Source organism: Streptomyces marokkonensis (assembly GCF_008312835.1).
GTDB classification, from domain to species: Bacteria; Actinomycetota; Actinomycetes; order Streptomycetales; family Streptomycetaceae; genus Streptomyces; species Streptomyces marokkonensis_A.
In genome coordinates this window covers 290,571-315,107 of sequence record NZ_VSKS01000007.1, presented here as the reverse complement: position 1 = coordinate 315,107, position 24,537 = coordinate 290,571, and the positions used below count along the sequence as shown (strand labels likewise).

Sequence of the window (24,537 nt, the reverse complement as noted above, 5' to 3'; positions counted from 1 at the left end):
GCGGCACAGGCGGTCTGACTGGATGCCATCAGACGGACGTCACGGGCTGAGGACCACTCAGCAGCCGCACACCCACTTCTCCCGGTCGTTGCACGGGTCGATCCAGTGCGTGGCCTTGTTCGAGTCGCACCACCCCTGCCTGATGCAGCCGTTCGGCTGCCAGCACGAGACGGCGGAGGCCGCCTGCTTGGGTGCCACCTTCTCCAGCAACCGGTCGGAGACCGACCGAATCCGCAAACGCATGTTCCACTCCTCACTGGTCGTGATCCGGTGACGCACACCCCGGCTGGTCCCTCGAGCGCCCAGCCCGCCGAGGGCGAACGCCGTACGTCGAGGGCCTGCCGGGGCCGTTGGAAGGCTTGCCTGTGCGGCAGGGGAGAAGCAACGGAGATGGCTGTCCAGGACAGCCCGTCGCCTGTCCTGGCTGGCCGGCGGCTTGTCCCGGTCCTGTCCGGGACAGGTCGGGAGTGGCGGGAAGTGATCGTTGTGGAGTCGGGACGACGCGCGCCATCATGCGGGCATGAGGGACAACGGGCAGCTGGACCCGGGCCGGGCCGAGGACGCCGGTGAGTTCCTGGCCGCGCTGCGGGCCCTCAAGGAAGGGTCGGGTCTGACGTACCGGCAACTGGAGGAGCGGGCGGCGTCACAGGGCGACGTACTGCCGCGGAGCACCCTGGCCGGCACGCTGGGCGGCACGGCCCTGCCGCGTCCCGAGTTGCTGGCGTCCTTCGTGAGGGCGTGCGGTGACGGTGGACGAACCGACGAGTGGCTCCGGGCCCGGGAGCGAATCGCAGGACGAGCCGAAGCCGGGCCACCGGCCCGGCGGGGACGTCCCCGGTTGCCGCGCAAGGCCGTCGCTCTGGCGGTGCCGGCCGCCGTGCTCCTGCTGGTGGCCACCGGTGCCTGGATATGGGCCTCCGCCGGCAAGGAAAAGGAAGGGGGCACGGGAGAACCGCGCGCCGCGAGCCCTGGCTCCGCCGCCGTCCGGCCCGCGGTGCCGGAAGGGCGAATTCGAGTCCGGCCCGTCCTCTCGGATGACCTGTGCCTGACCGACGGCCTCGCACCGGGATACGAACCCCTGGTGGCGGTACAACGGCCCTGCGGCCAGGTGGCGCCCCAGGAAACGACACTGGAGCCACTGGACGGGGACGCCTTCCGGATCCGCTGGTACCACCCCGACCACGGCCCGGCGTGCCTGAAGGCGCTCACGGCGAAGCCCGCCGCCGGCCTGCTGCAGCCGTGGGAGGCGTGCGAGCAGAGCAGTCGTTTCCGTCTCGAATCCGCAGGGCCCGAGGGCAGCAATCGCTACACGCTCCACGCGGACGGCCGAGGCTGCGTCGGGATCAGGGGATCCAGCACCACGGCGGGTGCCGCAGCGGCGCTGGAACCGTGCACGGGCCTGCGGAATCAGGTGTTCGTCATCGAACCCGCGCCCTGAGCGCCCGGCGCATGCGCCAGCGAGGCGGCCGAGACGGGAAGGGCCGGGCGCGTGTCATCGTGCTCGGCCCCGCCGCGGTCGGCCGGTCCCGGCCACCACCGCCGGTGTCGTGGGTGACACGCCTTCCCCTGCGGCCACGAGCGACACCTGTCGTCGACCTGCTGCGCCACCTTGCCCTCAAGGTGGCGCGTGTGACCCTCAGGGCTGCTCACCGTCCGAGACGCACGCGGAGCCGGTGGAGCCGACGTGCGTGGCCGGGTACTCCACGAGAGGACTACCGCTTGACCGACCGGTCAACTGCACCTTACGGTTTGACCGATCAGTCAAGTGGAGGGCCGATGACGGACGACACACGCACCCGCCTCGTACGGACAGCGCGCGCGCTGATCCACGGCTCGTCGTTCGCCGAGGTCGGCATCGCGGACCTGTGCCGTGAGGCGGGAGTGCACCGCGGCAGCATGTACCACTTCTTCCCCTCCAAAGAGGCCGTCGGGCTCGCCGTGATCGACGCGAACTGGGAACTCCTCAAGGCCCTCCTGGAAGAGTCGTTCGACACCGAGGCCCCACCCTTGGAGCGGATCGACGCCTTCATCGGGGGATTCGCCGGCATGCTGACCGCGGCCCGGGGCCGGATGGGCGCCGTGCCGGGCTGCCCCATCGGCAACCTCGCCCTGGAACTCTCCGGACGCCCCGGAGAGGCATCGGCCAGGATCGCCGAGATCCTGACCGCCTGGCAGCGATACTTCCGCGACGCCGTCGCCGAGGCCGTACTCGGGGGGCACATCCCGGCAGGAGTCGACCCCGACACGGCAGCCCTGCGCGCGCTGGCCTACCTCCAGGGCATCACCCTCATGGCCAAGGCGTACGACAGGCCGACACTCGTCGCCGAGGCCAGGACTGCGATCCGAACCCTGATCCAGACCCCCACGCCCTGACCCTCCCCCCGGCCGGCCGACCCACGATCCGACCGGATGGGCGCCATACCGGATGGGCGCCGTCCCCGCACGGGGCGCCGCATCCCCCTGCCCGTTCACTTGACCGAACGGTCAAGTGAACGGGCGACCACCTCGAGGAGCTCACATGGACTCGCACCTTCCCGCACGCCACACCGCTTCGGACTACCGCTTCGAACGCTTCCGGACGCGGCTCCTGATCGACGACATGACGTTCGGCCGCAACGCCCTCGGCCCGGGCAGTCCTCTACCGGAGTTCGACCTGCCCACCCTCGACGGCGGCCGGTTCACCTCCCACGCACTCGGCCGGCGGCCGGTGCTGATGGTCTTCGGATCACGGACCTGCCCCGTCACCGAGAGCGCCGTGCCCGTACTCAAGCGACTCCACACGCAATTCGGAGAGAAGGTCCGCTTCGTGCTGGTCAACACCCGGGAGGCGCATCCGGGACAGACGATCGGCCAGCCGACCACCGCCGCGGAGAAACACCGACACGCACAGCGACTGCGCCTCCACCACGACATCCCGTTCGATGTCGCTGTCGACGACATCGACGGCACCCTGCACCGCGCCTTCACCCCCAAACCGAACTCCGCCTACCTCATCGACACGACCGGAACCATCACCTTCCGCTCCCACTGGGCCAACGACGAACCAGCCCTGCGCCAGGCCCTGGAACAGGCGGCATCCGGGAACACCGTCCACGGCCGCAGCCGGGCCATGGCAAGGCCACTGCTCCGCGCCGTCGGACACCTCCCGGGCATCGTCACCGCCGCCGGAAGCAGGACCGGTCACGACGTCTGGCGCGCCGCACCCCCACTCGCGATCCTCGGCGCGCTCTCACGGCTCTTCCCCCGCCTGCCCGCCGACCGGCGAGGCCCCGCCGCCGCGGCCACCGCCCTGATCATCTGCGCAGCAACTGCCGGCCTGCTTGCCGCGCTGACCTGACGCCTCCACCAAGGCGGAAGCCGAGCAGGGTGAGCCCTTGCCTCTGTGCGGTGTGTGCCGCGTCTTCCGGTTCAGCGGTCCGGCCTCAGGCGGGCAGCGGCTGCGTCGCATCCCGTCGGGCCGTCGCCGTACCGGCCACGAGCACGGCGGTACACCCCGCCGCCAGTAGGTCGCACAGACCTGGGACCCATGCCCAGAGAGTCAGCGACATCCTCGGATCCAGCACGGCGGCCAGGAGGTACATCGACACCAAGTGGAGGATGCCCATGCCGGCCAGGAACACGACAACGAAGCGGTCGTAGAACGCGAAACCCCGGCACATCAGCGCCACCGCGGCACACAGGGTTGCGACGGCCAGGGCGATCAGGCCCGCCGCGGCAAGCCTGTCGTGCGAGGCGCGGGAGGAGTCCGCGTACGGCGATATGTCCGCGAGGGTCTTGACGGCCAGCAGCACCAGCACCGCGGCCACCAGGACCGCTACGCTCCCGGCGACGAAACGAGCCCGCGGTCCGCGTACGCCCGCGGTCACCGCCAGTGGAAGCGTGAGCTCCACGAGCCCGGCGAAGTGCGTCACGTACATGTATGCCACGGGATGCAGCGCGCTGGTCACGTTGTCCCGGGCGTAATAAATGTCAAGACCGTGGATCGAGTTCCCGCCGGGCTCGGTGGTCCAGACGGCCACACCGGCGGCCACGGCCAACAGGCACCAGAATCCCGTGCCGACCCGCCACGCCCACCGTGCCCCCATGATCGTCATGCGGCGCATGATAGCCACTGCCGGCGCCGACGCGAGCACGGGGACTGGCACAGCGCCGCCCGGCGCCACCTGCTCAATCGCTTCCTCGGACAGCTCCTCCTCTGTCCCAGACCCGGCAGCCGTTCGACGAGCAGCGCGCTCTCGCACCACTTGAGGGGCCGAGGCTCGCGAGCCCCATGACGAGTTCGCCCCCTTCGTTCCCGCGCATCGACGCAGGTAGCGACGGTTGGGGAGACGCAGTCGGCAAGCGAACGATGTGCTGGCTGCACCGCCGCTACGAGTGCGGGGCCGAGCGCTTCCAAAGGACCCGGGCCGCTGAGTCAGGAAGGCCGGCGGATCGCGTTGCTGGCTGGTGACGTGCGGGCGAACCAGGATCGCGTCTCGTCTGCGGTCAGGACTCGAGTCAGCTCGGCTGTGCCCGGGAGGTGTGGGAAGAACCGGTCGGCGTTCCAACTGCGCTGATATGTCGGCTCGTCGAGTACGAGCAGGCGGCGTCCATGCACCACGGGAATGTCGTCGGGCAGCCCCTCGTTCCAGATGCGCTCGCCGTCCGGGGCCAGGAGTTCGAAGGCCCCGGTCGCGATGGTCCGGGTGCGTCCCTGGGCGGGCTTGGGGTCTCTGGCCAGACGGACACTCTCTGCTGACGGCTCAGTACCGGGAACGTGGCCGCCTCCGACGAGGACGTGGGCGAGCAGCGTGTGCAACTGAAAGTTGTCCCCGATACCGCCGATGCGTATCTCGAACCCGGTCCTGGTGGGCCTGTGCAGCACCACGAGGGGCTCATCATCCAAAACCGCCAGCGCGTAGGCCAGGCATTTGAGGTCGTGTCGCTCCAGGGCGGCCAGGTCGCGGCAGGCAGGGAGTATGGAGGAGGCATGCCGGCGGCGCACCTCGGCGCTGCGGCACAGCACGGCCAGCGCGGGCGGCTGCCACTCCTCTACCGAGCACCAGGCCATCGCCAGCCGCGTGGCCTCGTATACGTCGCCGCCCAGACGGGCCAGCAGCGCGTCGTCAATGATCTTCTCATCCGGGTCCGGCAGTTTCTCCTCGGCTGTTCCGGTGGCGGTCCACCGGCGGGCAAACTCCGAAGCGTCGAGCAGATCCCGGTAGGTGCCGCCGAGGAGCGGCTCGGCGCAGGCCACCGGATCCGCCCCACGCTCGACACAGAAGCCGGCCGCCATCGCCAGCATCGGCCGCGGACCGGTGGGCGGGAACGCCGGCAGAAGCGCCGCCAACCGAGGCCCTGCCAAACGGTGTTCAGTATCCGACGCCGACTGCACACCGTTCATCACGGCGGTGAAAGCACGCCTGGTGCGGTCACCGTCGCGAGCAGCGACCGCCTCCTCCAGCTCGGACACAGCGCTGGTGAGGCCGGAAGCCTTCCGCTTTCTCTTGAAGATCACCGACACACCATAGGCCGAGGTCTGTACGGCGTCATCAGGTCAGAACCGTTCATGTCCGTGGCTCGACCGGCAGCCCGCCCACCACTCGCATCCGCGGCCTCGGCCTCGGCATGCGGAACAGCTCAAGAACTCCTCGCCCCGGCTCAACTCAGCAGACGGTCCCTGACCGCGGCAAGGACTTCCGTACGACTGCGCGGGCCGTTGTCTGCGGCGATGAGGTGGTCGCCGATGCGCAGCGAGAAGGTGATCAGGCAGCGAGCCTCGACATCGCCCTCGTCGGAACAGAAGGCCCCGTAGAGCTTGCGCAGATAGTCCATGCGCCGGTTGTCGGCGCGGCGGAGGCAACGCGCGACGCCTTCGTCACGCCGGGCCCAGTCCCGGATCGCGAGCTCGACCCCGGCGCTGGTCACGGGCGCCTCACCGGACCCCACGAAATCGAAGAGACGCCCGAGCCGCTCGCGGGCGTCGCCCGCGTCGCGCTCGATCCGCTCGATGACATTCTCGGTGACCCCGCGCTCCCAGGTGGCGAGCATCTCCTCCAGCAGGGCGGCGCGGTTGCGGAAGTAGCCGTAGAAACCGCCCTTGCTGACGCCCAGCGCCTGGGCAAGGACCTCCACCCGGACAGCCTCGGGGCCGCCGGCCGCCAGCGCCCGCAGCCCCTCCTCGACCCACTTGTCCCGCGGCGTTCGGATCGCGCCCATGCCGTGTCTCCCCTCAGACGTCCAATCCGAGTATACGGAGCCGTATAGACGGTCTATGCTCCATCTATACGTCACCGTATAGACAGGGGTCCGTCGTGACCGATCTGCGCCTTCCCGCAACCGACCACACGTCCCGCCCCTGGCGGATCCACGAGATCGCCGGCGACTTCCGGCTCGAGGATCTGTGGGCGCTGCCGACGCCGGGCGGCCCCGACGACCTGCACCACCTGGTCCAGCAAATGGCGGACGGCAAGGACGGTCCGGACGGCGGCAACCCCGTGGGCCGCTTTCTCTTCGCAGTGCGCTGGAAGCTCGGTGCGCTGCTCGGCTGGGACAAGCCGGACTCGGGCGTCGGCGGCCGGGTGGCGACGCTGCGCGACCGGCTGCCGGACGACCTGCGCGAGGGGCCGCGAGGGCCCGACCTCAGTACGGCGCCCTTCACATCGGTCTTCCAGACACACAACGAGTGGGCCGCCGAGTACGCCAACAAGACCATGCACGGGGTGATGCACATCGGCTGGGTCCCTGACGGAAACGGCGGCTACCGCGGCCAGATGGCCGTCCTGGTGAAGCCCAACGGCCGCCTCGGCTCGCTCTACATGCTCGGCATCAAACCCTTCCGGTACCTGGGGGTCTACCCGGCCCTGCTGCGATCGATCGGCCGGGAGTGGCGAGAGAACACGGCGCGCCGAACGGCATGCGATCCGAGAGGTCTGGTTCCGGGGAACGGTCAGACGTCGGACGGGAAAGATCTTCGGAGCGGGGACAGCAGCGCGGGTGGCGAGCACTCATGACGCTCTCAGGAGGAGACGGGCAGTAGCAGGCAGGCGACATCGTTGCTGAAGCCTTGCCCCTTGTGCCGGACTCTGAAGGATCTCTCAACCCGCGCTGCCGCGGCTGTTGCGAGTGGCGCGCGATTCGATGTGCGGACTCCACCGCCGGGTCAGCCGCCGGTACGCCCTCGCTGCCGGGGAGACACAGCTCATCAGCAGCGGTGCCCGCACCCACGTCGGCGCTGGGCTGCAACTTCGGCGGGGGCGCCGGCCGGTTGGCGTCGTGGCCTCTCAGGGGCGAGGCTCCAGCACCTCCAGGGCGCCGGTCTCGGTGTCGTAGCTGCGCAGAGTGGTCAGGCGGACCGACAGCGGCGGCGTCGGCAGTAGTCCGGGGACGCGCCGGTCGGCGAAGGCACCTGCCCGCCGGGTCCGGCCGAGAGTGATGTGCGGGCTCCAGCGCCCAGGCTCGTGGAATGGGCTGAGGGTGTCGGGCGGGCTGTCCGAGGCCACCGCCTCCCACACCCGGCGGTGCAACCCGGCCAGCGCGGAGTCGAGATCCAGCGACCAGGCAAGCACCGAGGTGGGCCGCTCGAAGCGGAGCAGGCCGGTGAACCGTACCGGCAGCGGCAGGGAGGCTGCCACCTCGGCGAGCTCCCAGCGGATCGGGGCCGTCAGCTCCGGGCAGGCCGCCAGGGTGAGGTGCGGGCAGTTGGTGGGTGAGCGGTGGCGCGCCTGGCTGGGAAGCCCCGCGTCCGCGAGCCGCCGCCAGGCCTCCCGGACCGCCAGCTCCGCCGCTTCATCCAACAGAAGCTCAACCGTGCGCACCGCAGCAGCCTACCGGCGGACTCCGGGTGAGCCTGTCCCGGCGGGCAGGCCGCACCGTTCACAGAGCGTGGTGGAAGGCAGCGGCGGGCAGCGGCTCGCATCAGCACCACGAGAGGTGGCTCGCCCTGCGACATCAGGGTGATCAGAGCCGGGCCCAGGAGGACAGCGAGCAGCACCTGGCCGACACATGGCGGCCGGAGAAGGTGCTGATCCGTTCCACCGTCGCCCTCCTAACGGTCCGACCGGAGGTTCCTGCGTCGGACTCCCGCCGTCCGGGCGACAAGGGCGGCCGCCAGCAGCACGCAGGCAACGACGCTGTACGCCCATCCCGCCGTACCGCGCACCAGGCCAACGACGCTCCACACCGTCCACAGAGCAAGCACCACGCACAGTGCCACCAAGGCAATGTCGATGACGCGTGCGCGCAACTGCGCGCGCTGACGCGTGCCCGGTTCGAGGTCGCCGAGTTCCCCTCCACCATGCGCCTGAGGAACGCTCATGCTTCGACTCCTATCGCTCGTTTGCCCTGTCCACGCCTGAGGACCTTTCGGCTACCCCCAGTCGCACATGCCAAGCGAGCGGCACGTCGCGGGAGTTGAAAGTGGCGGCGGTGAGGGTGTGCGGCAACTGGTGGCCCCGGTGCCGCTCGCCCGTCCTCGTCTGGAAGCGGCCGCCGGGGCGGGCAACTGTCCGTCGTCTCAAGCCTCGGCGACAGAAGTCGTCGCGGTCATCTCGTCACGGCATGCGGGTTGTGCCGAAGCTCTGGATTCGCTCAAGAGGCGCTTCAGGTCACCGGAGCGCAGGGCATCCTGCCGGGAGTCGGTGGGCAACGCCGGCGAAAGGGGGACTTCATGTTGACTGCGCTTCTGCTGGTGGGTGGGGGCGTACTTGCCGTCGTCACGGTGGTCACCTGGACCGTGCGCCGGGCATGGCGCCGTGCCTGGGACGATCTGGGTAGGCAGGCAACCGAGCGCGGCTCGGGCCGTCCTGGCCGTGGAGCGTGGCCGACCGGAGCCGGCACGCACAGCGCGACGTCGGCACATGAGGCCGACAGCCTCTTCCACCACACGTCGTGGTGGGAAGCAGGCGCAGGCGAGGGCTCTTCGGGCAGCTGCTCCAGCGGCAGTTCGTCGTCCTGCGGGAGCAGCTCGTCATCGTGTGGGAGCTCGTCGTCGTGTGGGAGCAGTTCGTCGTCCTGCAGCAGTTCGTGCTGACTTCGGAACGATGCCCCTCGCTGGCGGTGTGTCAGTTGCGGCTTGCATCGTCGGGACTGCCCGGATTGCTGCAGACCGACGTACGGCACTGCACGGGAGCTGATCAGCTCCTTGATGATGTCCAGCTTCGACTTACCGACCTTCAGGCTGAGCTCGTCAATCGAGACACGTTGGTACAGGGTGAGCGGCTGTCACCAGAACCGCATGCGGCAGGGCTCGAGGCGGGCCGGGCGCGCGGGCAGACGGGCCCGTTAGGCTTGATCGACGCGATGGCGGTGCGCCCGCCGCCCGCCGGGGGCGCGGCACTCGTGCGGCTGCCCCGGACCACCCCACTCAAGGACGGCAACCGAGTGTCTTTCTTCACCATCGGCCACCGCGGTGTCATGGCCGCCGAGCCGGAAAACACCCTGCGTTCGTTCCTGCGGGCCGAACGCGAAGGGTTGGACGGCATCGAACTTGACCTGCATCTGAGCAAGGACGGCGAGCTGGTCGTCATGCACGACGAGACCCTGGACCGCACGACGGACGGCTCGGGTCCGATCGCCGACCAGGAGTTGCGGCAGCTCAAAAGGCTCGACGCCGGCCTCGGCGAGCGCATCCCCACATTCGGGGAGGTGCTGGACGCCGTCGGGCCGACGCTGCCGATTCAGGCAGAGATCAAGGATGTGGCTGCGGCCCGGTCGCTCGCCAAGGTCCTCACCGACCGCGACCTGCTGGGCCGTGTCTCGGTGCTGTCGTTTCACGACGTTGCTTTGAGCGAAATCCACAGCCTGCTGCCGCAGGCCCGCACCGTGCTGGTCGCAGGCGCCAGCGCACACCGAGATGACTTCGTCGGCCGCGCTCAGAAGGTCGGTTCGACCCTGGTCAGCGTCGACTTGCGCCAGTTGAACCGGGCCATCGCGGAGAAGTGCGTCGCGGCCGGCATCGACGTCATGGCCTGGACCGTCAATGACGAGAGCGACCTGGCGCTCGCGCGGACGCTCGGCCTCGTGGGCTGCGTGACCGACCAGCCTGACATGAAGCGGCTGGTCGAAGCCACAACCTGACGTCAGGGGTCCGGGAACGAACTGCACGCCCGCAGCCGGCACCCGGTCTTCATGAAGCTTCGCCGCGCCATGGCCACAGCGGCAGTCATAGCGCCGCCGGCCCGCACCCCGGCCGAGGAGAACCCCGAGCCGTGCGTCAGCCGAGACCGGATCCAGTCCCACCCTGCCGAGAGGCATCCTGGTTGGCGGTGGCGCCACAGTCACCGGCGCTGGCGCGGTATTCGTTGCCCGCCGACGCAAGACCCGAACGGAGGCGCAAGCCCACCTCGGCGGGGCCCGGGAACGGGTCAGCCTGGCTGGCGCCGACGACAAGCCCGCCCACATGCACGGAGGAAAACCCAGTCACTGCGGGCCAAGCGGTGACGCGCCGACACGTCGCCGGCATCCACCCTGCACTCCGCCGCACTCCTGGCCGTGGGACTGCCGGCCTCCCTGCCAGGCCGAACGGCACTGGTAGCCGGAGCGGCACGGTGCTGTCATGGTGGGGGAAGACGGCGTGGACGAGCCGGTACGGGCTCGGAGGCGGACGCGCGGCGCGCGGTTCGCCCGGGATCCGACGGCGGCTGCCCCGTCGCACAGCGGAGGAGGCCGATGCCATGTTGTATCGCCGCACGGTCGGTGACGTGATGACCGAGGAGGTCGTCACCTTCCGTCCCAGCACACCGTTGCAGGAGGTCGCCGCCCTGCTGGACGCGAACGACATCGTCGCAGCCCCGGTCGTCGACGACGACGGCGCTCCCATCGGTGTCGTGTCCGCGTCCGACGTGCTGCGGCACGAGACCGGCATGCCCGATCCGCAGGGTCAGGACGGGAACGACGAGCGTTCGTGGGGCAAGGCGCGGGCCCGAACCGCGGGCGCGCTCATGAGCAGCCCCGCCTTCACCGCGCGCGCCGACTGGACGATCCCCCGGGCCGCGCGGGAACTGCGCAGGCGGCACGTCAAGCAGCTGCCGGTGGTCGGCGACGACGGGCTCCTCACCGGCATCGTCACCCGCAGCGACCTGCTCGACGCCTTCATCCGCTCCGACGCCGAGATCCGCGGCGAGGTCGAGCAGGACGTTCTGGGGCGCATCCTCGGGCTTGACGAGGGCACCGTCGCGGTCGAGGTCCGGGACGGGGTCGTCACCCTTCGGGGACACGTCCCGGAACCGCGCCTCGTCCCCGTGGTCGTCGGCCTCAGCCAGGGCGTCGACGGTGTGGTCACCGTGAACCCCCACCTCGCCGCCGCCCAGGAAGGCTGAGACCTCCTGTGTTGCCGGCCCTCGGATCTGCCCCGGGGCGCGCAGATCCGGACGGTCAGACTCCCATGGACGGCCAGTCACCACGGCCACGACCTGAGGGTGAAGTTGCTGCAGGCCCACATCAGCGGGCGAGCCGCCAGTATCGGATCAAGGTGCAGGTGATGCTCGTGAAGGCGAGGACCTGCTCGGCCGCGCGGTCGTAGCGGCGGTGGAGACGGTGGCAACCAGCGAGCCCGGACGATGGAGCCCGGTCGGCCGCTGCGAGGTCTCGACTCCCTTGCGGGTGATTCAGTGCCGGGCGCCTCGGCCGCCTGACCGTTGCCGCGGATGGGCATGGTTGTAGCCCTTGTCGGCGTCCAGCTTGCCGGGACTGCGACGCCGTACCTCGGCGGTATCCTCCCTCGCTGGTGGCCCTGCTGGATGTCGGAGGATTCGCGTCCTGCACCCGGTTGTTCGCCACGTTGCAGCACATGCCGTGGCTGCCTCGGAGCCGCGCTTGCCATCGTCCTGGCCGGCCCCCTGGTACGCGGCGACCCGCCGTGCCCATTTCACCCATCCGGCCTGCCGTGATGGCGTGGCATACGGAGTCCGGTGAGGGTGGGGTCGGGATCGCCGTCCACCTCGGCCAGTCCTCCAACCTCCCGCGAAGGAGCTCCGCATGTCTGAACGCAATACCGCCATTCGCAGCCTGCACGATCTTGGTCTGGCCGCCTGGTTCGGAGGCTCGCTGATGGGGGCGATCGGCCTCAACGGTGCGGCCCGGGCCGAAGGCGGCTCGGAGACGACCCGAGACCGGATCTCTTCGGCGGGCTGGACGAAGTGGACGCCGGTCAACGCCGCCGCGATCGGTGCGCACCTCTTCGGCGGCGGCGGGCTGCTCGCCGTGAACGCGCACCGTGTCGCCACGCAGCAAGGCGTGGCCGCCTCCACTACGGCCAAGACCGTCGTCACCGCCGCCGCTCTGGCCGCCACCGCCTACGCCCGCATCCTCGGCAAGAAGGTCGAGCTGGCCTCCTCCTCCGACCCCGCTGACGCGGAGAAGGCGGACAAGAACCCGATCGACCTCGACAAGGCGCGGCGGCAGTTGGCCTACGCGCAGTGGGCGGTACCGGCCCTGACCGGATGCCTGGTGGTGCTCAACGCCCTGCACGGCGAACAGCAGCGCCCGATCGAGCAGATTCCCGGCATGTGGGAGCGGGCGCGCTCCGCGACCCACCTGATGCCGTCACACCACCCCGCGCGACGGAGCGGATGTAACCATTGGCTGTAGCTCGTCGCACGTGATGCGGGCACGGTGCGGTCGCGACAGGTCTGCGACGGCTCAGGGCGCCCGGGGAGGGGCTGGCGGACCGTCCGCCAAGTTCGGCGTTGCGCTCAAGATGTCATGTCCACACACGCACGTGCCGCCCGTCCTGCCCGCACACCCGTAGAGCAGGCCGCCTTGACCGCGGGAGTGGTGTTCCTCCTGGTCGGCACAACCTCGCGCACCTGGCCTTCGGCGTCGCCGGACTGGCACTCACGCGCACCGCGGCTCAAGCGCGCCTCCACCTTTTCGCCGACGGTGCCATTAGGCGATCACGCCAGTACGGTCACGTGAAGTAGGTGAACACGTGAAGTAGCTTCAACGCGGATGTGGAACCCCACCCGTGCCGGACGGTCGGGGCGATTGCGCGTCTGTCTGCCGCCGCCACCGAGGAGGGCCGTCACCTGTCCTCGATGACGGCATCATGGCCGAAGCCGCCTACCGTCCGCTGCCCGCCGGACAGCCCGGACCTACTTCAGGTGCCGGTCCAAGAACCGGCACCCGTCCTCCAGCTCGAACCACGGGGTGCCGGTGTGCCCGCCCGGATTGGCGTGCAGCGTCTTCTCCTCGCTGCCGAAGGCGTCGAACAGGTCCAGGGCCCGTTGCCGGGGGTTCCCCTCGTCGTCCCACTGCAGCAAGAACAGCAGCGGAATGGCGACCTGCCGGGCCTCCTCGCGCTGGGCACGGGGCACGTACCCTCCGGCGAAGAAGCCTGCGGCCGCGATGCGCGGCTCGACCACCGCCAGCCGAATACCGAGGGCGGTCCACCCGCCGGAGTACCCGACCGGGCCCCCGATCTCGGGCAGCTCAAGGAGGGCGTCCAGAGTGGCCTGCCATTCCGGGACCGCGTTCTCGACCAGCGGGCCGATGAAGGACTCGAGGATTTCGTCGACCGGCTCACCGGCCTGCATCGCCCGCCGGAGGTCGGCACGGGCTTGCTCGCCGGCGGCGGAACGGGGACGGTCACCGCACCCGACGGCATCGATGGTGGCCACGGCGTAGCCGCGAGCCGCGGTGTACCGGGCCCGGGCCACCAGCCTGGGTTCCGCCTTGGGCAGGGCGTTGTTGTGGGCCATCAGGACCAGCGGAGCCGGCGCGGATCCAGGCGTCCACAGAGTGCCGGGGATCTCGCCGAGGGTGAATTCGCGCTCGAGGACGCCGTCGTCGAGGCGCTGTTCGGAAGTGAATCGCACGGTCGTGCCTTTCGGGAGGGCTCTTGAACGGCGCTCCCGGACGACCTAGCGTCCGACCGTGACCCCGGAGGGGAGCACCCATGTCGATACTGCGTTCACGGGTACCACCTCCTCGTTTCTCTCGCACGGCCTCCAGGAGACTAGCAACGGTCGCCGTGGGCCGCCAACGGGCTTTTCCGGAGGCTCCGCGGCCGCAGGGCCGCTGGAGGTCCGTGGCCATCGGGCGGGCCAGTCGGAGCTGGGCGTAGGCGGCGGTCACCAGCCATGTCCAGCGGTCGGTCGGCCTCGCAGCTGCGAAGTCGGCCACTTTCGCCCGGCCTTGATGATCGGCAGGCTCAATCACTCAAGGTCAACCGGGTGACGTCAGGCATCTCCCAGATCGCCTCCCTGTCGTCGGCCGTAGCCAGGCCGCTCTCCACAAGCAGCCGCAGCCATCTGTCCCGATGCCGGCCGCGCCGGTCACGGTTCGTCACGATGCCGGGTCCGATCATGGCTGCGACAAGCTGAGGATAGGCCGGACCGAGGACGAAGCGGTCGAAGAACGTGACCACGTCGTTCGCGAACACCAGGACATCGATCGTTTCGTCCGGGTGCTTGTACAGGTGGATGTAGTCGTCGATGTCGCAGTAATAGACGTCCCCGTCGTCCGGGTCCAGCCATATGCCGTAGCCGCACTCGCGGTCCTTCGGGACGCTGTGACGCTCACAGCCGATGATCAGAGGACTGCCCAGCGGGCAGTGCGGAACGATCGCCCGGGCCGCCCACGCGGCTGGGCCCTGGATCTCGTCGGGCTGAAAGAAGCGGAAGTAGTTGGCGCCCAACCGCGAGAAGAGGCCGAAGACTTCGGTGATCCCCTGCGGCAGCGCCGCAACGGGCTCCGGGTTCTTTGTCTCCTCGATCATCACCCCGAAGCCGTGCTCGGCCTCCACCTGCCTGATCAGCTCCAGCTTCGCGCGAATCCGCTCCAGGCCTTGCCGGCGCCCCTCGTCCATCGGGCATCCCCTGTTCTCTTCGTCTCGGCATGAGGAGTGAGGCAGGACGGGGAGCAAGCTGAGCCGGCTCACCGTCCTGTTCGACATCCACGCAGACCTGGGTCAGTCGCAGCAGTCGCAACAGCACTTGCATGGGTTGCAGCAGCCACCGCCACCACAGCAGCCGTCACCCGAGCCACCGCCGGAACCACCGGAGCCGGCGGACACCCGATCGCCTCCGCCCGAACCTCCGGAAGCGCCACCCGAGTTGCCGCCGCCCCGGCCGCCGAACCATCCGTCGCCTCCGGAACCCTCGCGGCCCGAGCCGCCGTTGCGGTTGCCGCTGTCGAACTGCAAGGGCTCTCCGTCCTCGATGCAGATGCAGCAGTTGCGGCACACCCCGCAGCCGTTGCACAAAGGCCGCCACTGGCCACACCGCCGGCACTGCCCCTCCGGCGGCCGGCGCGACGCCGACGAGGCGCCCTCCGGGGCCGCGCCGGCGAGCGCCCCGGTGGCGCAGGCCGTGCCGGTCTCCGAAGGTACCGCCGTCGCCGTACGGCGTCCCAGCCACGGCAGCATGCGTGAGCCCTGCGCCCGGTGGCGATGCTGGTGGTGACGATGCCGGGGGTCGAAGACGCGGTCGACGGCACGCTGCAACTCGTCGCCCAGAAGCGCACGTACCAGCTGCCCATCGACGAACTCGGCTTCGGCCAGGGCGAGTCGGATCCCACGGACGGCGTCGTCGCACAGCCGGCGCACCTCGGCGCGATCCGCGCGGGTCACGGCGATCGGGTTCCACGCGTCCGAAGCCTCGTCCGCGTCCAGGTCCTCCATCGCGTCCAACAGATGCGCCAGCCGACCGAACAGACGGCCGGCCTCCGCCAGCGGTTCGGCGTTGCCAGGACGGTCGGCGAGCACAGCGGTGTGCGCGAAGGCGGCGGCGGTCGCCGTCTCCGTGGGCTCCGTGATCGTCAGCAGCGAGCCGCCGGGGCCGGCCAACCGCTCCAGCTCCAGTTGGCGTTCGACAGCGCCAAGCAGTACCGCGGTGTCGAAGCCGAGCCGTTCGCCGCCCGCGGCGCTCGCGCGGTCCCAGCCCTGGGCGATCCGACGTGCCGCCAGCGTTACCGGGCGGCGCCCCAACAGGCCGTCGCCGTCGGCCACATGGTCACGGATCTTCGCCGCGGCCAGCACCAGCGACACCGTCGCCGCCAGTCGCGCTCCTTCACCCTGCGCCACGTCCGCCGACCGCATCCCACGCAGCGGGCACGGACCGGCACCTCGCCGCCAGTCGCCGGTACGCTCCGACTGTGCTTCGGTCAGCACGGAGACGATCAGGCCGTCGTAGTTGGTGGCCACCCGTGCGAACTGCCCGTATTCCCCGCGCAGCGCCAGACACAGTCCACACAGATGTGCCATCCACTCGGTACGCATGCCCTCGCCCAGACGATGACGGCATGGCCTGATGATTCCGAACACCGAAGTTCTCCCCCGCAGACACAGCTACTCGGACAAAGCCCGATGAACTGCTCATGGACACACGACCGCGCGTGACGCACGACCGCTGTGTGACGTCTGCGCGCGGCGACATCCTAAGCGCAATACCCATGACGCTGTGAGCGGTTCGAGGCTCTGACGTGCGGAAATGTTGTCACCCAGGGCGGTCCGCGGTCTGCGATGTGTCCGGCTCGGCCCTTGCCTGTGCTCGTGTGCACCTCGCCAAGGCCCGCGCCGCGCAGGACACCGGCCGGGGACCGATGCCGGGCGGGCGGGGCGGGCCGTCCGGCCACCGGGAGACGGCCTGACGGCCGTCGCCCGGGACCAGCGCCCAAGAGCCCGCTTCGACCCTCTGTGGTCAACCTTCCCTGTGGAAGACCACCTCCGGGTACTCGGCAGTCGGCCCGTCCAGCAGCTTCCGGTCCACGCCCTGCAGGTGAAGGTCGAAGAACGCTGACACGTATGCGCGGGTGATTTCCTGCGACCGCTTGCCCGACAGCGGCTCCTCCGGCGGCAGGAGGCCGAGCTGCTCACCGAGGACGGGAACGTCCGTGAACGTGAAGTGTTCCGCACCGGTGACGTTGATCCAGCGCTTCCAGCCGTCGAGGAGCGGCCAGTCGCGTATCCAGGAGCGGTCGTCGTCACCGGTGCCCAGCATCATGAAGGGCCGCCCGCCCAGGCCCTGCGCGGGGACCGGCTCCATGAAGGAACCGTCCATGTTGGTCCCGGCGCGCACCCGTCGGTCACCCGCCATGGTCGTTGCGGCGGAGGCGCCGCCGATGGAGTGGCCGGCCATGCCGATCCTCGTGGGATCGATCATGCGAGCGCGCCGCCAGGCGGGGTGCCGGTCGGCGAGCAGCCGGTCGAGGAGGAAGGACACGTCCCCGGCCCGGCCTTGCGGTACCACGCCGTACCCACCGGGGGTGATCTTCTCGCAGGCGACGCAGTTCAGGAGGCGCCCACCGGGGAAGGCCGTGCCGACCGACTCGTAGGCGTGGTCGACGGCAGCGACGACGTATCCCCTGCTGGCCAGTTCCTCGGCCAGCAGTGTCAGGGTGGAGCGGTTCACGGTGAACCCGGGCGACAGCACGACAAGCGGGAATGTCCCGCGTGCGGGTGCGGCGGCGGGCCGGGCGTTGGTGCGGGTACCACTGAGCGTCCTGGCGGACACCACGTCGGTCAGTTCCCGGTCGTCGATGAAGGCCTGGGCCTCGGCGGCGGTCATGTACGGGGCCGTCCGGCCGCCACCGGGCCGTGCCGGGTAGTACATCGACACCATCAGCTCACGCGCCCCGGCCTCCGGCACCCAGGGGTCGGGGCGGTTCCTGTCTACGAGGTGCAAGGTGTCACGGCCGACCGCGTACGACCCTGTGGGCGGCGGCAGTTCGAGGCGTACGCGGGCGGTCTCGGCGACCGACGACGCCGTCGTGGGCCCGGGCGGCGGCGCGGCTTGGGCCACGCTCGTGCCGAGCAGGGCGAGGGACAGACCGAGTAAAACGGCGGCCGCGCCGCGAGGCAGATGATTCATACCGGTGAGGTTAGGCAGCGGGCCCGTGCGAGGCGTCAGACCACGGCGGGAACGGTGTCGGCCCCTGGGCGTATGCCGGTGTCCGCCCGTGGATGGACACGGGCACGTCCGCCTCCCTACGGGGCGTGGGCCGAGCGGAGGCCGGAGCGCAGCTCGTGGGGAGGGCCGTTCCATTCTCGCGCGGGGCTCCAGGTCGGTCGCGGCTGCGGATGGCATGACCTGGGCTGCGGGTCAGTCCGCGTCCTTCGCGGCAGGCTCAGTCTCCGGCAGCGCCGGATAGTCGGTCGGGTAGAGCCCGGCCGCGAAGCCGTACACCACATCGCCTCCGCGCGGCAGTTGTGCGTAGTCGTTGGCGAGTTCCAGGACCCGCGCCCAGAACTCGCGAGCGTGTTCCCGGGGGATTCGCACGTGCCGCACGATCGAGAAGAGTTGGTCTTCCTGGTGCGCGGGGGCCGACTCGGCGGCGGCGGTGGCGAGATCGTTCGTGCAGTACGGCGGGGCGAGGCTGTCGGCCGGGCCGACCGTACCGACGCGGAAGATGCGCGCGGTGCGGCCGTAGTAGCGCTCGTCGATGGCCCGCACCCGGCGAGTCCGCACGACCCTCAGCAACTGGGCGTCCACCAGGACGCTCACGTGGTGCGCGACCGTGCTCTTGGGGCGGCCGAGTGCGGAGGCCAGTTCGCTCACCGTCGCGGCGCGTTCGAGGAGCAGCTCGAGGATGGCGTCGCGCAGGGGGCTGGCCAGCGCGCGGAGCTGAGCCGGGGCTGTCACATCCGTGACGTCGGCGAGGTCGTAGTCGGGGAAGCGGGTATTGTTCGACACTCTTCGATTATTCTGAAGTTCCGGATCATTCGCTACCTCAAGCAAGGGGCTGGGGCGTGACAGAGGTCGTACTGTTCCATCACTCGCAGGGGCTGACCCCCGGAGTCGCCGCTTTCGCCGACGAACTCCGCGCGGCCGGCCACACCGTTCACACACCGGACCTGTTCGACGGGCGTACCTTCGGCTCCCTCGACGAGGGTCAGGCTTACGTGGAGCGGGTCGGGTTCGGCGAGATCACCGAGCGCGGCGTCCGCGCGGCCGAACCGCTGCCCCAGGACAGCGTCTACGTCGGCTTCTCGCTCGGTGTGCTGCCCGCCCAGAAGCTGGCGCAGACGCGCACGGGTGCGCGGGGAGCGCTCCTGTTCCACGCCTGTATCCCGGTGTCGGAGTTCGGTGCGGCGTGGCCCGACCGGGTGCCGGTGCAGGTGCATGCGAAGGAAGACGATCCCTTCTTCACCGAGGACGCCGACGCCGCCCGAGCGCTCGTCTCCGCCTCCGCTGACGGGGAGTTGTTCCTGTATCCCGGAGACCAGCACCTGTTCGCGGACAATTCACTGCCGTCCTACGACCCGGACGCCGCCAAGCTGCTGACCCAGCGGGCGATCGAGTTCCTCGGCTCCCGCTAGGCGTCCGACGGGCCATGCGCCAAGCGGGGGGCGACGGACCGCGACGGCCACAGTGCCGCCCAAGACGTACACCCTCTTGCCGAAGCGCATGGCCCTTGCCCGGTTCCCCGTGCGCGCTGCCGATGGGACGGCCGCAGTAGCGCGAGATGCACCTCACCGTACGTGCGCGCCGACGCCTCCGCCTACCGGCACGTGGGGTGCAGGTGAGCTGGGCCAACCGCACCTGTACCCCCGCATGGCTCCGGCCCTGGCCTCCGAGTCCGGTGGCCTGCCGGTCCAGTACCGGTTCCCAGAGGCCGATTCGCCTGGTGCCAGGTCGCTCAGGCGTGCCGCATCCAGTCGCGGTCCAGGCGGTCGGCCAGGCCGGCGGCGGTGAAGGCGGCCTCCAGTTCGTCGCGCCCCTCGGTGAAGTGTGCCCAGCTGTCGTGGTGGACGGGGACGACGCGGCGGGCACCGAGGATTCCGGCGGCCTCGGCGGCCTGGACGCTGTCCAGGACGAGCGGCGCGCCGTCGAAGAGGACCGGGAACCGGGGGGCTCCGGCGAAGAGGACAGCGGTGTCCACCGGGGCGAAACGCTCGGCTGTCTCCCTGACCGCGTCGAGCGAAGCGTTGTCGCCGCTGACGTACACGGTGGGCAGATCCTGGCCGGTGAGGACGAAGCCGACGACCTGACCGGTGAACGGCTCCACTTTCTCACGCGGGCCGGGACCGTGGACGGCGGGAACGCCGGTGACGGTGACCGTGCCACCGCCGGGCCGGTCCAGCACGACCGGCTCCCAGTCGGCCAGCCCCCTGGCCTTGTCCCCCAGGCGCCGCGCACCGCCGGGGGTGGTGAGGGTGAGCGGGACATCGGCGAGCAGGGCGCGGCCGGAGGTGTCGAGGTTGTCGGCGTGCTCGTCGTGCGAGAGCAGGACCACGTCGAGGGAGCCGAGGTCGGCGGGGGTGGCGGCGGAGGGTGCGGTCTTGGTCAGGGTCGGGCCGGCCGAGGGATAGTCGCCGGGCCCGTCGAAGGTCGGATCGGTCAGGAAGCGCAAGCCGCCGTATTCGATGAGAGCGGTCGGACCACCGAAGGTGCGGACCTTGATCTGCTCGCTGCTGTGCTGGGACATGCCCCTCTTCTCTCACGGATGAATTCCATGTTTTCCGTGAGGGAGCGTAGGCGAGCGTCACGGAAAAACACAAGCGATACCATGAGGTCATGGAAGAGACCGTGGCTGCCGACGCCGCAGAGGCCGCCCTCCCCCCGGCCCCGGGGGCCGACCGGCACACCTCCTTGGACTTCGCCGACACCGCCGTGACCCTGCCCGCCGGCCAGGGCTACGACCTGCTCTCCACCCCCGGCTCCGCCATGCGCTGGCTCAGGGCCCACGGCCTGACCACCCCGGACGTGCGGCTGTACGAGGTGTGCGCGCAGCGGATGCGCACGATGCGCGGCCACGTACGGGCTCTCTTCGCCGCCCGCGTCAACGGCACCACCCCGCCCGAGGAATCCCTGCGCGCCGTCAACGAGGCACTGACCGCGGTGCCCACCGCACCTCTGCTCGCCTGGGACGGGGCCCAGGGGCTACGCCGCGTCCAGGCACACCCCACCGACCAGGCCGTCAACCACGCACTCGCGACCCTCGCCGCCGACGCCGCCGACCTGCTCACCGGCCCCGACGCCGGCCTTCTCGCCGCCTGCGGATCCGCACCCTGCGACCGCTTCCTCCTTCGCACCCACGGCCGACGCCACTGGTGCTCCACTCGCTGCGGCGACCGCGCCCGCGCCGCCCGCGCCTACGCACGACGCATCAGCAGCGCTACGTGACCCGCCGGTCCGGCGGATCGTCACCGAGTCCGGCAGCCACATCGATGTGAGGCGCACCCGGTTCGCGCGCCGAGCAGCTTCGCCTACGAGGCGACTCAGCCGGAGTGCACGACCTCCCCCGCCGGCACGCGCCGCGGCAGGTGCCGCCGGCTCCGGCGCCGGAAAGGACTGTGCACTGGCGATGACTTTGCGTCGGAGCAGGAGTCTCCTTCGGGAACGCTCCTGCCGGACGAACCCTGTCCGGGACGGGGCCCCGCAGATCACGATCCTTGACTGGAGTCCAGCGCACATGACTGATCCGGCACGTACGGCAGACCGCGATCGCCAGACCGGTGTCTGGCCCTTGATCCGCACCGAGCGAGCGGCGCTCGCCGCCGATCTCGCGGAGCTGACCGACCAGCAGTGGTCCACGCCGTCGCTCTGCGCCGGTTTGTCGGTGCGTGAGGTGCTGGCGCATCTGACGGCGGGCGCGAGCCTCAACGCCGTGAGCTGGATGGCGGGCGTGATCCGCTGCCGGTTCGACTTCGACAAGCAGGTGGCCATGCGGCTGGCCGAGCAGCTCGGCGCGACCCCGGGTGAGACCCTTGAACGTTTCCGGCGCATCGTCCCGAGCACGACCAAGCCTCCGCTGCCCGCCATCGCCATGCTGGGCGAGACGATCGTGCACGCAGAAGACATCCGGCGCCCGCTGGGCATCCGCCGCGAGTATCCGATCGATGTCGTCACCAGGACGGCCGGCTACTACCAGGGCTCAGACCTCGTGGTCGTGGCCAAGGGACGCATCGGCGGCCTGGCACTCGTCGCGAACGACGGCCCGTTCAGGACCGGTTCCGGACCGCTCGTGTCCGGCCGCACCTTGTCCCTGGTCATGTCTATGACTGGGCGCGCGTCGTACTGCGACGATCTCGAAGGCGACGGTGTGGAACTCCTCCGCAGCCGCTGCGGGACAGCATGACACGACGGCCGGCCGCTCCGTCGAGAGGCCGGCCGTCACCGCCAACCGCCGACGAGATCGGTCCCGGTGCGTTGCCTCGTCCGACGGGACCTGCGATCACTCCGGCTGACACGCTGCGGGAACCCGTCCCCGCGGATCGTCCAGGCGCAGGTCGATCCAGGGCACGGAGTCGCCCTCGCGCAGCAGGTAACGCTCCAGTTCGACGAAGCCGTGCCGGCCTGCGAAGCGGAGCCCGTCCGGGTTGGAGGCCAGCACCACGGTCTCGATCACCCGGGCGTCCAGCGCGTGCGCCTGTGCCAGGGCGCGCTCGTAGAGCCGGGTACCGAGGCCGCGGCGGCGAAACCCGGGCAGGACGCGGACAATGACCGTGGCGGTGGCGCCGTTGTCCTCGGTGGGCGGACGCACGGTGGTGCAGCCGATCAGGACGTCATCCAGGTAGGCGACCTCCATGCGGTTGCGGGCCACGCGGGCACGGACATCGTCGAGCGACAGCACATCGCCAGGGATGATCACGTTGTGGACGTACTGCCAGTCGTGGATCGAGGCCTCGTCGTCCACCGCTTGGATACGAAGGTGGGTCACCGGCACAGCAAACAGGTGCTCGCCGCACCCGGTCAACCACAATTGCGGTGGACGGAAGCGCAGTTCAGCGCCCCTGATGGCGACGGCCGGGCCGGGCGGCGAGCGACAGCGAGCCCGCTCCCACAAGGACAGGGAGAGATCGCCAACGGACGTGCCGCCGCCGGGAGTCCGGCGGCGGCGCTCCTGAGCAGTTGACTTGGCGGGGGTCAGTTCGCGTTGACCAGGTCGTGTGGCGGCACGGTCACCGTCCGCTTGCCCGGCTTGCCTCCGAGAACGATCTTCCGCAGGGCACTGTTGTTGCCGAGGTCGGTCTCCTTCAGCCGCTTCTCCGGATTGGCCAGGACCTGGATGTAGTACGTGCCGTTGGGCACATCGGTGATGTCGAAGGACTGGCCCGGCAGGTCCTGGGTGTAGGTGTCACCGGAGCCGACGTCCAGCACCTCGCGGACGGAGATCGAGTTCTCCTCACCACAGGCGGTGGCCAGATCCGTGTTGTTCGGGTGCCAGTTGGCGTTCTTCACCGTGTAGTCGACCGCGTCGGTGTTGGCCAGACAGAAGGCCTCCTTGCCGCTGCGCACGGCCTCCTTCCTGTCCGCCTTCAGCAGCCGGTAGCTGGCGAAGTCGGTGAAGTGCCAGTGCATGTGCCCCGGGCGCGGGTCCCACTCCATGGTGCCGGTCGGGGTGTAGCCGACCTGCTTGCCCTTGGCATCGTAGAAGTACTGGTAGGCATCCATCGTGGCCTTGCCCGGCGAGCGGAACCCGTCGACCACGAGCTGCGCCGGGCCGGCGTTCCAGACGTTGGCGCTGAACGCCAGGTGGTCCTTGCCCGGGATGTCCTTGTCGCCGTCGCTGACGACGATGCCGTAGGCCGGCAGAGAGCGCAGGTCCGGCTTGGGGACGGCGGGGACGGAGGGCTTGCCGGCGGGTCGCTTCGACAGCGGTGTGAGGGCGGGCGCCTGACGCGAGCCGTCGGTCTGGCCGCCGGTGTCACCGGCCCGCGGGGAGAGCGCGGCCTGCTGCTTCTTCTTCAGCGCCCACGGCAGGGCCGGCGGCGCGGCGGTCAGCGGACCGTGTCCCACGTTGTACGAGGGACCTGCGCCGCTCGTCGCCGGCGCGGCGGCCTGAGCCGGGGCGTGGCCCGGCCCGTGCCCCATGTGCGCGCCCGGCGCCCGGTGACCGGCATCGTGCCCGGCGTGCTCGCCGGCCCGCGCCGACCGGGGCACCGCCTCGGTGGTGCCCTCTTCCTCCTCGAAGCTCCGTTCCACCACGGTCACCTTCACCGTGGCCGCCTTGCCGTCGATGCCGAACAGGTCACGGTACTTCTTGGCCACACGGACATTGGCCGTGTACGTACCGGCCGGCAGCTGGACCGGCTCCGTGTAGGAGCCCGCGTAGGTGTTGGCCGCCCAGCCCTTCTCGACACCCCATACAGAGCCGAGGGTGAAGGGGTTGGTGGGGCAGCTCTCCGGATACTTGGAGGTGGCGGGGGCGTCGGGCCGTACGCGGCCGCTGGCGTTGTTCGGGCAGAAGTCCTCGCTGCGGCTGAGGACCTTCTTGCCGGCCTTGTCGGTGAGAGTGATGTCTACGAAGCCGGGCAGCCCGGAGAAGTCCTTCACGGTTCCCGGGGGCAACTTCCTGGCCGTGGCCTTGCCACCCTCGTACACGGTCTGGGTGACGGTCACCGGGTCCTTGTAGGACTTCCGGGTCACCTTGAGCTCCAGCGGCATCCCCTCGGCGGTGAGGTACGTACCGATGTCCAAGTACACGCCCGGCTCCTCCTTCCAGGAGGTGAGCGTCACCGAAGTGGTCGCCGCGACAAGGCTCAGCTCGAGGCCCGTCTCCGCATTCGCCCGCTCCGGCGCCGCGGCCGCGATGCCGGCCGTCACGGCGACGGCCACGGCGCCGGCTAACAGCGGACGCCGCAGCCGGGTGGTGCGCGTTCTGGTCATTGTTCCCTCG

At 70.2% G+C, this 24,537-nt stretch carries 24 protein-coding genes and 1 pseudogene; 11 read left to right on the top strand and 14 right to left on the bottom strand.

Translation table 11 applies throughout. From position 1 onward, the window contains the following. Nucleotides 1-57: 57 nt before the first annotated feature. On the bottom strand, nt 58-243 hold the full coding sequence (locus tag F1615_RS15400; RefSeq protein WP_149549527.1) for a hypothetical protein: 186 nt from the start codon (nt 241-243) through the stop codon (nt 58-60). Nucleotides 244-520: 277 nt separating this feature from the next. Here F1615_RS15400 and F1615_RS15395 point away from each other — a divergent pair, with 277 nt between their 5' ends. The 3 genes from F1615_RS15395 (at nt 521) to F1615_RS15385 (ending at nt 3,337) form a co-directional block, all read left to right on the top strand. Beyond that, complete coding sequence (locus tag F1615_RS15395) at nt 521-1,438, top strand: helix-turn-helix domain-containing protein (protein WP_149549526.1); 918 nt, start codon at nt 521-523, stop codon at nt 1,436-1,438. A gap of 338 nt (nt 1,439-1,776) precedes the next feature. After that, nucleotides 1,777-2,373, top strand: a complete 597-nt coding sequence (locus F1615_RS15390) for a TetR/AcrR family transcriptional regulator (RefSeq protein ID WP_149549525.1) — start codon at nt 1,777-1,779, stop codon at nt 2,371-2,373. A 145-nt stretch (nt 2,374-2,518) separates the two neighbouring features. Then, nucleotides 2,519-3,337 carry a TlpA family protein disulfide reductase gene (locus tag F1615_RS15385; RefSeq protein ID WP_149549524.1) on the top strand — a complete coding sequence of 273 codons (819 nt, stop codon included), beginning with the start codon at nt 2,519-2,521 and terminating at the stop codon, nt 3,335-3,337. An 85-nt stretch (nt 3,338-3,422) separates the two neighbouring features. On the opposite strand, the gene F1615_RS15380 is transcribed toward F1615_RS15385, so the two are convergent. Continuing rightward, nucleotides 3,423-4,094: a hypothetical protein gene (locus tag F1615_RS15380; protein ID WP_167533743.1), complete on the bottom strand. Its 672-nt coding sequence runs from the start codon at nt 4,092-4,094 to the stop codon at nt 3,423-3,425. A 9-nt stretch (nt 4,095-4,103) separates the two neighbouring features. Here F1615_RS15380 and F1615_RS15375 point away from each other — a divergent pair. Continuing rightward, nucleotides 4,104-4,246, top strand: a pseudogene (locus F1615_RS15375) (IS110 family transposase); the annotation flags it as partial. 168 nt (nt 4,247-4,414) lie between these two features. Here the strand turns inward: F1615_RS15375 and F1615_RS15370 are convergent. Together F1615_RS15370 and F1615_RS15365 are read right to left on the bottom strand one after the other, a co-directional pair. Continuing rightward, nucleotides 4,415-5,497, bottom strand: coding sequence for a hypothetical protein (locus F1615_RS15370; protein ID WP_244328745.1), 1,083 nt, complete (start codon nt 5,495-5,497; stop codon nt 4,415-4,417). 143 nt (nt 5,498-5,640) lie between these two features. Continuing rightward, complete coding sequence (locus F1615_RS15365) at nt 5,641-6,198, bottom strand: TetR/AcrR family transcriptional regulator (RefSeq protein WP_149549521.1); 558 nt, start codon at nt 6,196-6,198, stop codon at nt 5,641-5,643. 104 nt (nt 6,199-6,302) lie between these two features. Here F1615_RS15365 and F1615_RS15360 point away from each other — a divergent pair, with 104 nt between their 5' ends. Beyond that, nucleotides 6,303-6,992 carry a DUF2867 domain-containing protein gene (locus F1615_RS15360; RefSeq protein WP_149549577.1) on the top strand — a complete coding sequence of 230 codons (690 nt, stop codon included), beginning with the start codon at nt 6,303-6,305 and terminating at the stop codon, nt 6,990-6,992. Between the two features lie 270 nt (nt 6,993-7,262). On the opposite strand, the gene F1615_RS15355 is transcribed toward F1615_RS15360, so the two are convergent. Further along, nucleotides 7,263-7,796: a 2'-5' RNA ligase family protein gene (locus tag F1615_RS15355; protein WP_149549520.1), complete on the bottom strand. Its 534-nt coding sequence runs from the start codon at nt 7,794-7,796 to the stop codon at nt 7,263-7,265. 230 nt (nt 7,797-8,026) lie between these two features. Then, the gene (locus F1615_RS15350; RefSeq protein ID WP_149549519.1) at nt 8,027-8,296 is read right to left on the bottom strand and encodes a hypothetical protein; all 270 of its coding nucleotides are present in this window, start codon (nt 8,294-8,296) and stop codon (nt 8,027-8,029) included. Nucleotides 8,297-9,360: 1,064 nt separating this feature from the next. On the opposite strand from F1615_RS15350, the gene F1615_RS15340 reads away from it, so the two are divergent. The 3 genes from F1615_RS15340 to F1615_RS15330 all read left to right on the top strand — a co-directional run bounded on the left by F1615_RS15340 (nt 9,361) and on the right by F1615_RS15330 (nt 12,567). Continuing rightward, nucleotides 9,361-10,056: a glycerophosphodiester phosphodiesterase gene (locus F1615_RS15340; protein ID WP_167533760.1), complete on the top strand. Its 696-nt coding sequence runs from the start codon at nt 9,361-9,363 to the stop codon at nt 10,054-10,056. Between the two features lie 596 nt (nt 10,057-10,652). Beyond that, nucleotides 10,653-11,297: a CBS domain-containing protein gene (locus tag F1615_RS15335; RefSeq protein ID WP_149549518.1), complete on the top strand. Its 645-nt coding sequence runs from the start codon at nt 10,653-10,655 to the stop codon at nt 11,295-11,297. A gap of 658 nt (nt 11,298-11,955) precedes the next feature. Beyond that, entirely contained in the window at nt 11,956-12,567 is a 612-nt protein-coding gene (locus F1615_RS15330) for a hypothetical protein (protein ID WP_149549517.1), read from the top strand. 503 nt (nt 12,568-13,070) lie between these two features. Here the strand turns inward: F1615_RS15330 and F1615_RS15320 are convergent. The 5 genes from F1615_RS15320 to F1615_RS15300 form a co-directional block, all read right to left on the bottom strand. Continuing rightward, nucleotides 13,071-13,793 (bottom strand): dienelactone hydrolase family protein, encoded by a 723-nt coding sequence (locus F1615_RS15320; protein WP_149549516.1) that lies wholly within the window; start codon nt 13,791-13,793, stop codon nt 13,071-13,073. A gap of 335 nt (nt 13,794-14,128) precedes the next feature. Next, nucleotides 14,129-14,785, bottom strand: a complete 657-nt coding sequence (locus F1615_RS15315; protein ID WP_149549515.1) for a hypothetical protein — start codon at nt 14,783-14,785, stop codon at nt 14,129-14,131. A 102-nt stretch (nt 14,786-14,887) separates the two neighbouring features. Further along, nucleotides 14,888-16,240, bottom strand: a complete 1,353-nt coding sequence (locus F1615_RS15310) for a DUF5685 family protein (protein ID WP_149549514.1) — start codon at nt 16,238-16,240, stop codon at nt 14,888-14,890. A 376-nt stretch (nt 16,241-16,616) separates the two neighbouring features. Beyond that, entirely contained in the window at nt 16,617-17,786 is a 1,170-nt protein-coding gene (locus tag F1615_RS15305; RefSeq protein WP_149549513.1) for an alpha/beta hydrolase family protein, read from the bottom strand. A 231-nt stretch (nt 17,787-18,017) separates the two neighbouring features. Then, the gene (locus tag F1615_RS15300; protein WP_149549512.1) at nt 18,018-18,608 is read right to left on the bottom strand and encodes an ArsR/SmtB family transcription factor; all 591 of its coding nucleotides are present in this window, start codon (nt 18,606-18,608) and stop codon (nt 18,018-18,020) included. A gap of 56 nt (nt 18,609-18,664) precedes the next feature. On the opposite strand from F1615_RS15300, the gene F1615_RS15295 reads away from it, so the two are divergent. Then, nucleotides 18,665-19,234, top strand: coding sequence for a dienelactone hydrolase family protein (locus F1615_RS15295; RefSeq protein WP_149549511.1), 570 nt, complete (start codon nt 18,665-18,667; stop codon nt 19,232-19,234). Between the two features lie 320 nt (nt 19,235-19,554). On the opposite strand, the gene F1615_RS15290 is transcribed toward F1615_RS15295, so the two are convergent. Further along, complete coding sequence (locus F1615_RS15290; RefSeq protein ID WP_149549510.1) at nt 19,555-20,343, bottom strand: MBL fold metallo-hydrolase; 789 nt, start codon at nt 20,341-20,343, stop codon at nt 19,555-19,557. A gap of 89 nt (nt 20,344-20,432) precedes the next feature. Between F1615_RS15290 and F1615_RS15285 the strand changes: the two genes are divergently transcribed. Both F1615_RS15285 and F1615_RS15280 read left to right on the top strand, forming a co-directional pair. Continuing rightward, complete coding sequence (locus tag F1615_RS15285; protein ID WP_149549509.1) at nt 20,433-21,041, top strand: CGNR zinc finger domain-containing protein; 609 nt, start codon at nt 20,433-20,435, stop codon at nt 21,039-21,041. Nucleotides 21,042-21,330: 289 nt separating this feature from the next. Continuing rightward, nucleotides 21,331-21,996 (top strand): maleylpyruvate isomerase family mycothiol-dependent enzyme, encoded by a 666-nt coding sequence (locus tag F1615_RS15280; RefSeq protein WP_149549508.1) that lies wholly within the window; start codon nt 21,331-21,333, stop codon nt 21,994-21,996. A 96-nt stretch (nt 21,997-22,092) separates the two neighbouring features. Here the strand turns inward: F1615_RS15280 and F1615_RS15275 are convergent, their stop codons facing one another. Both F1615_RS15275 and F1615_RS15270 read right to left on the bottom strand, forming a co-directional pair. Further along, a complete protein-coding gene (locus tag F1615_RS15275; RefSeq protein ID WP_149549507.1) occupies nt 22,093-22,578 on the bottom strand; it encodes a GNAT family N-acetyltransferase in 486 nt (161 codons plus the stop codon). Between the two features lie 206 nt (nt 22,579-22,784). Continuing rightward, nucleotides 22,785-24,527 (bottom strand): lysyl oxidase family protein, encoded by a 1,743-nt coding sequence (locus tag F1615_RS15270; RefSeq protein WP_149549506.1) that lies wholly within the window; start codon nt 24,525-24,527, stop codon nt 22,785-22,787. Nucleotides 24,528-24,537 lie beyond the last annotated feature (10 nt).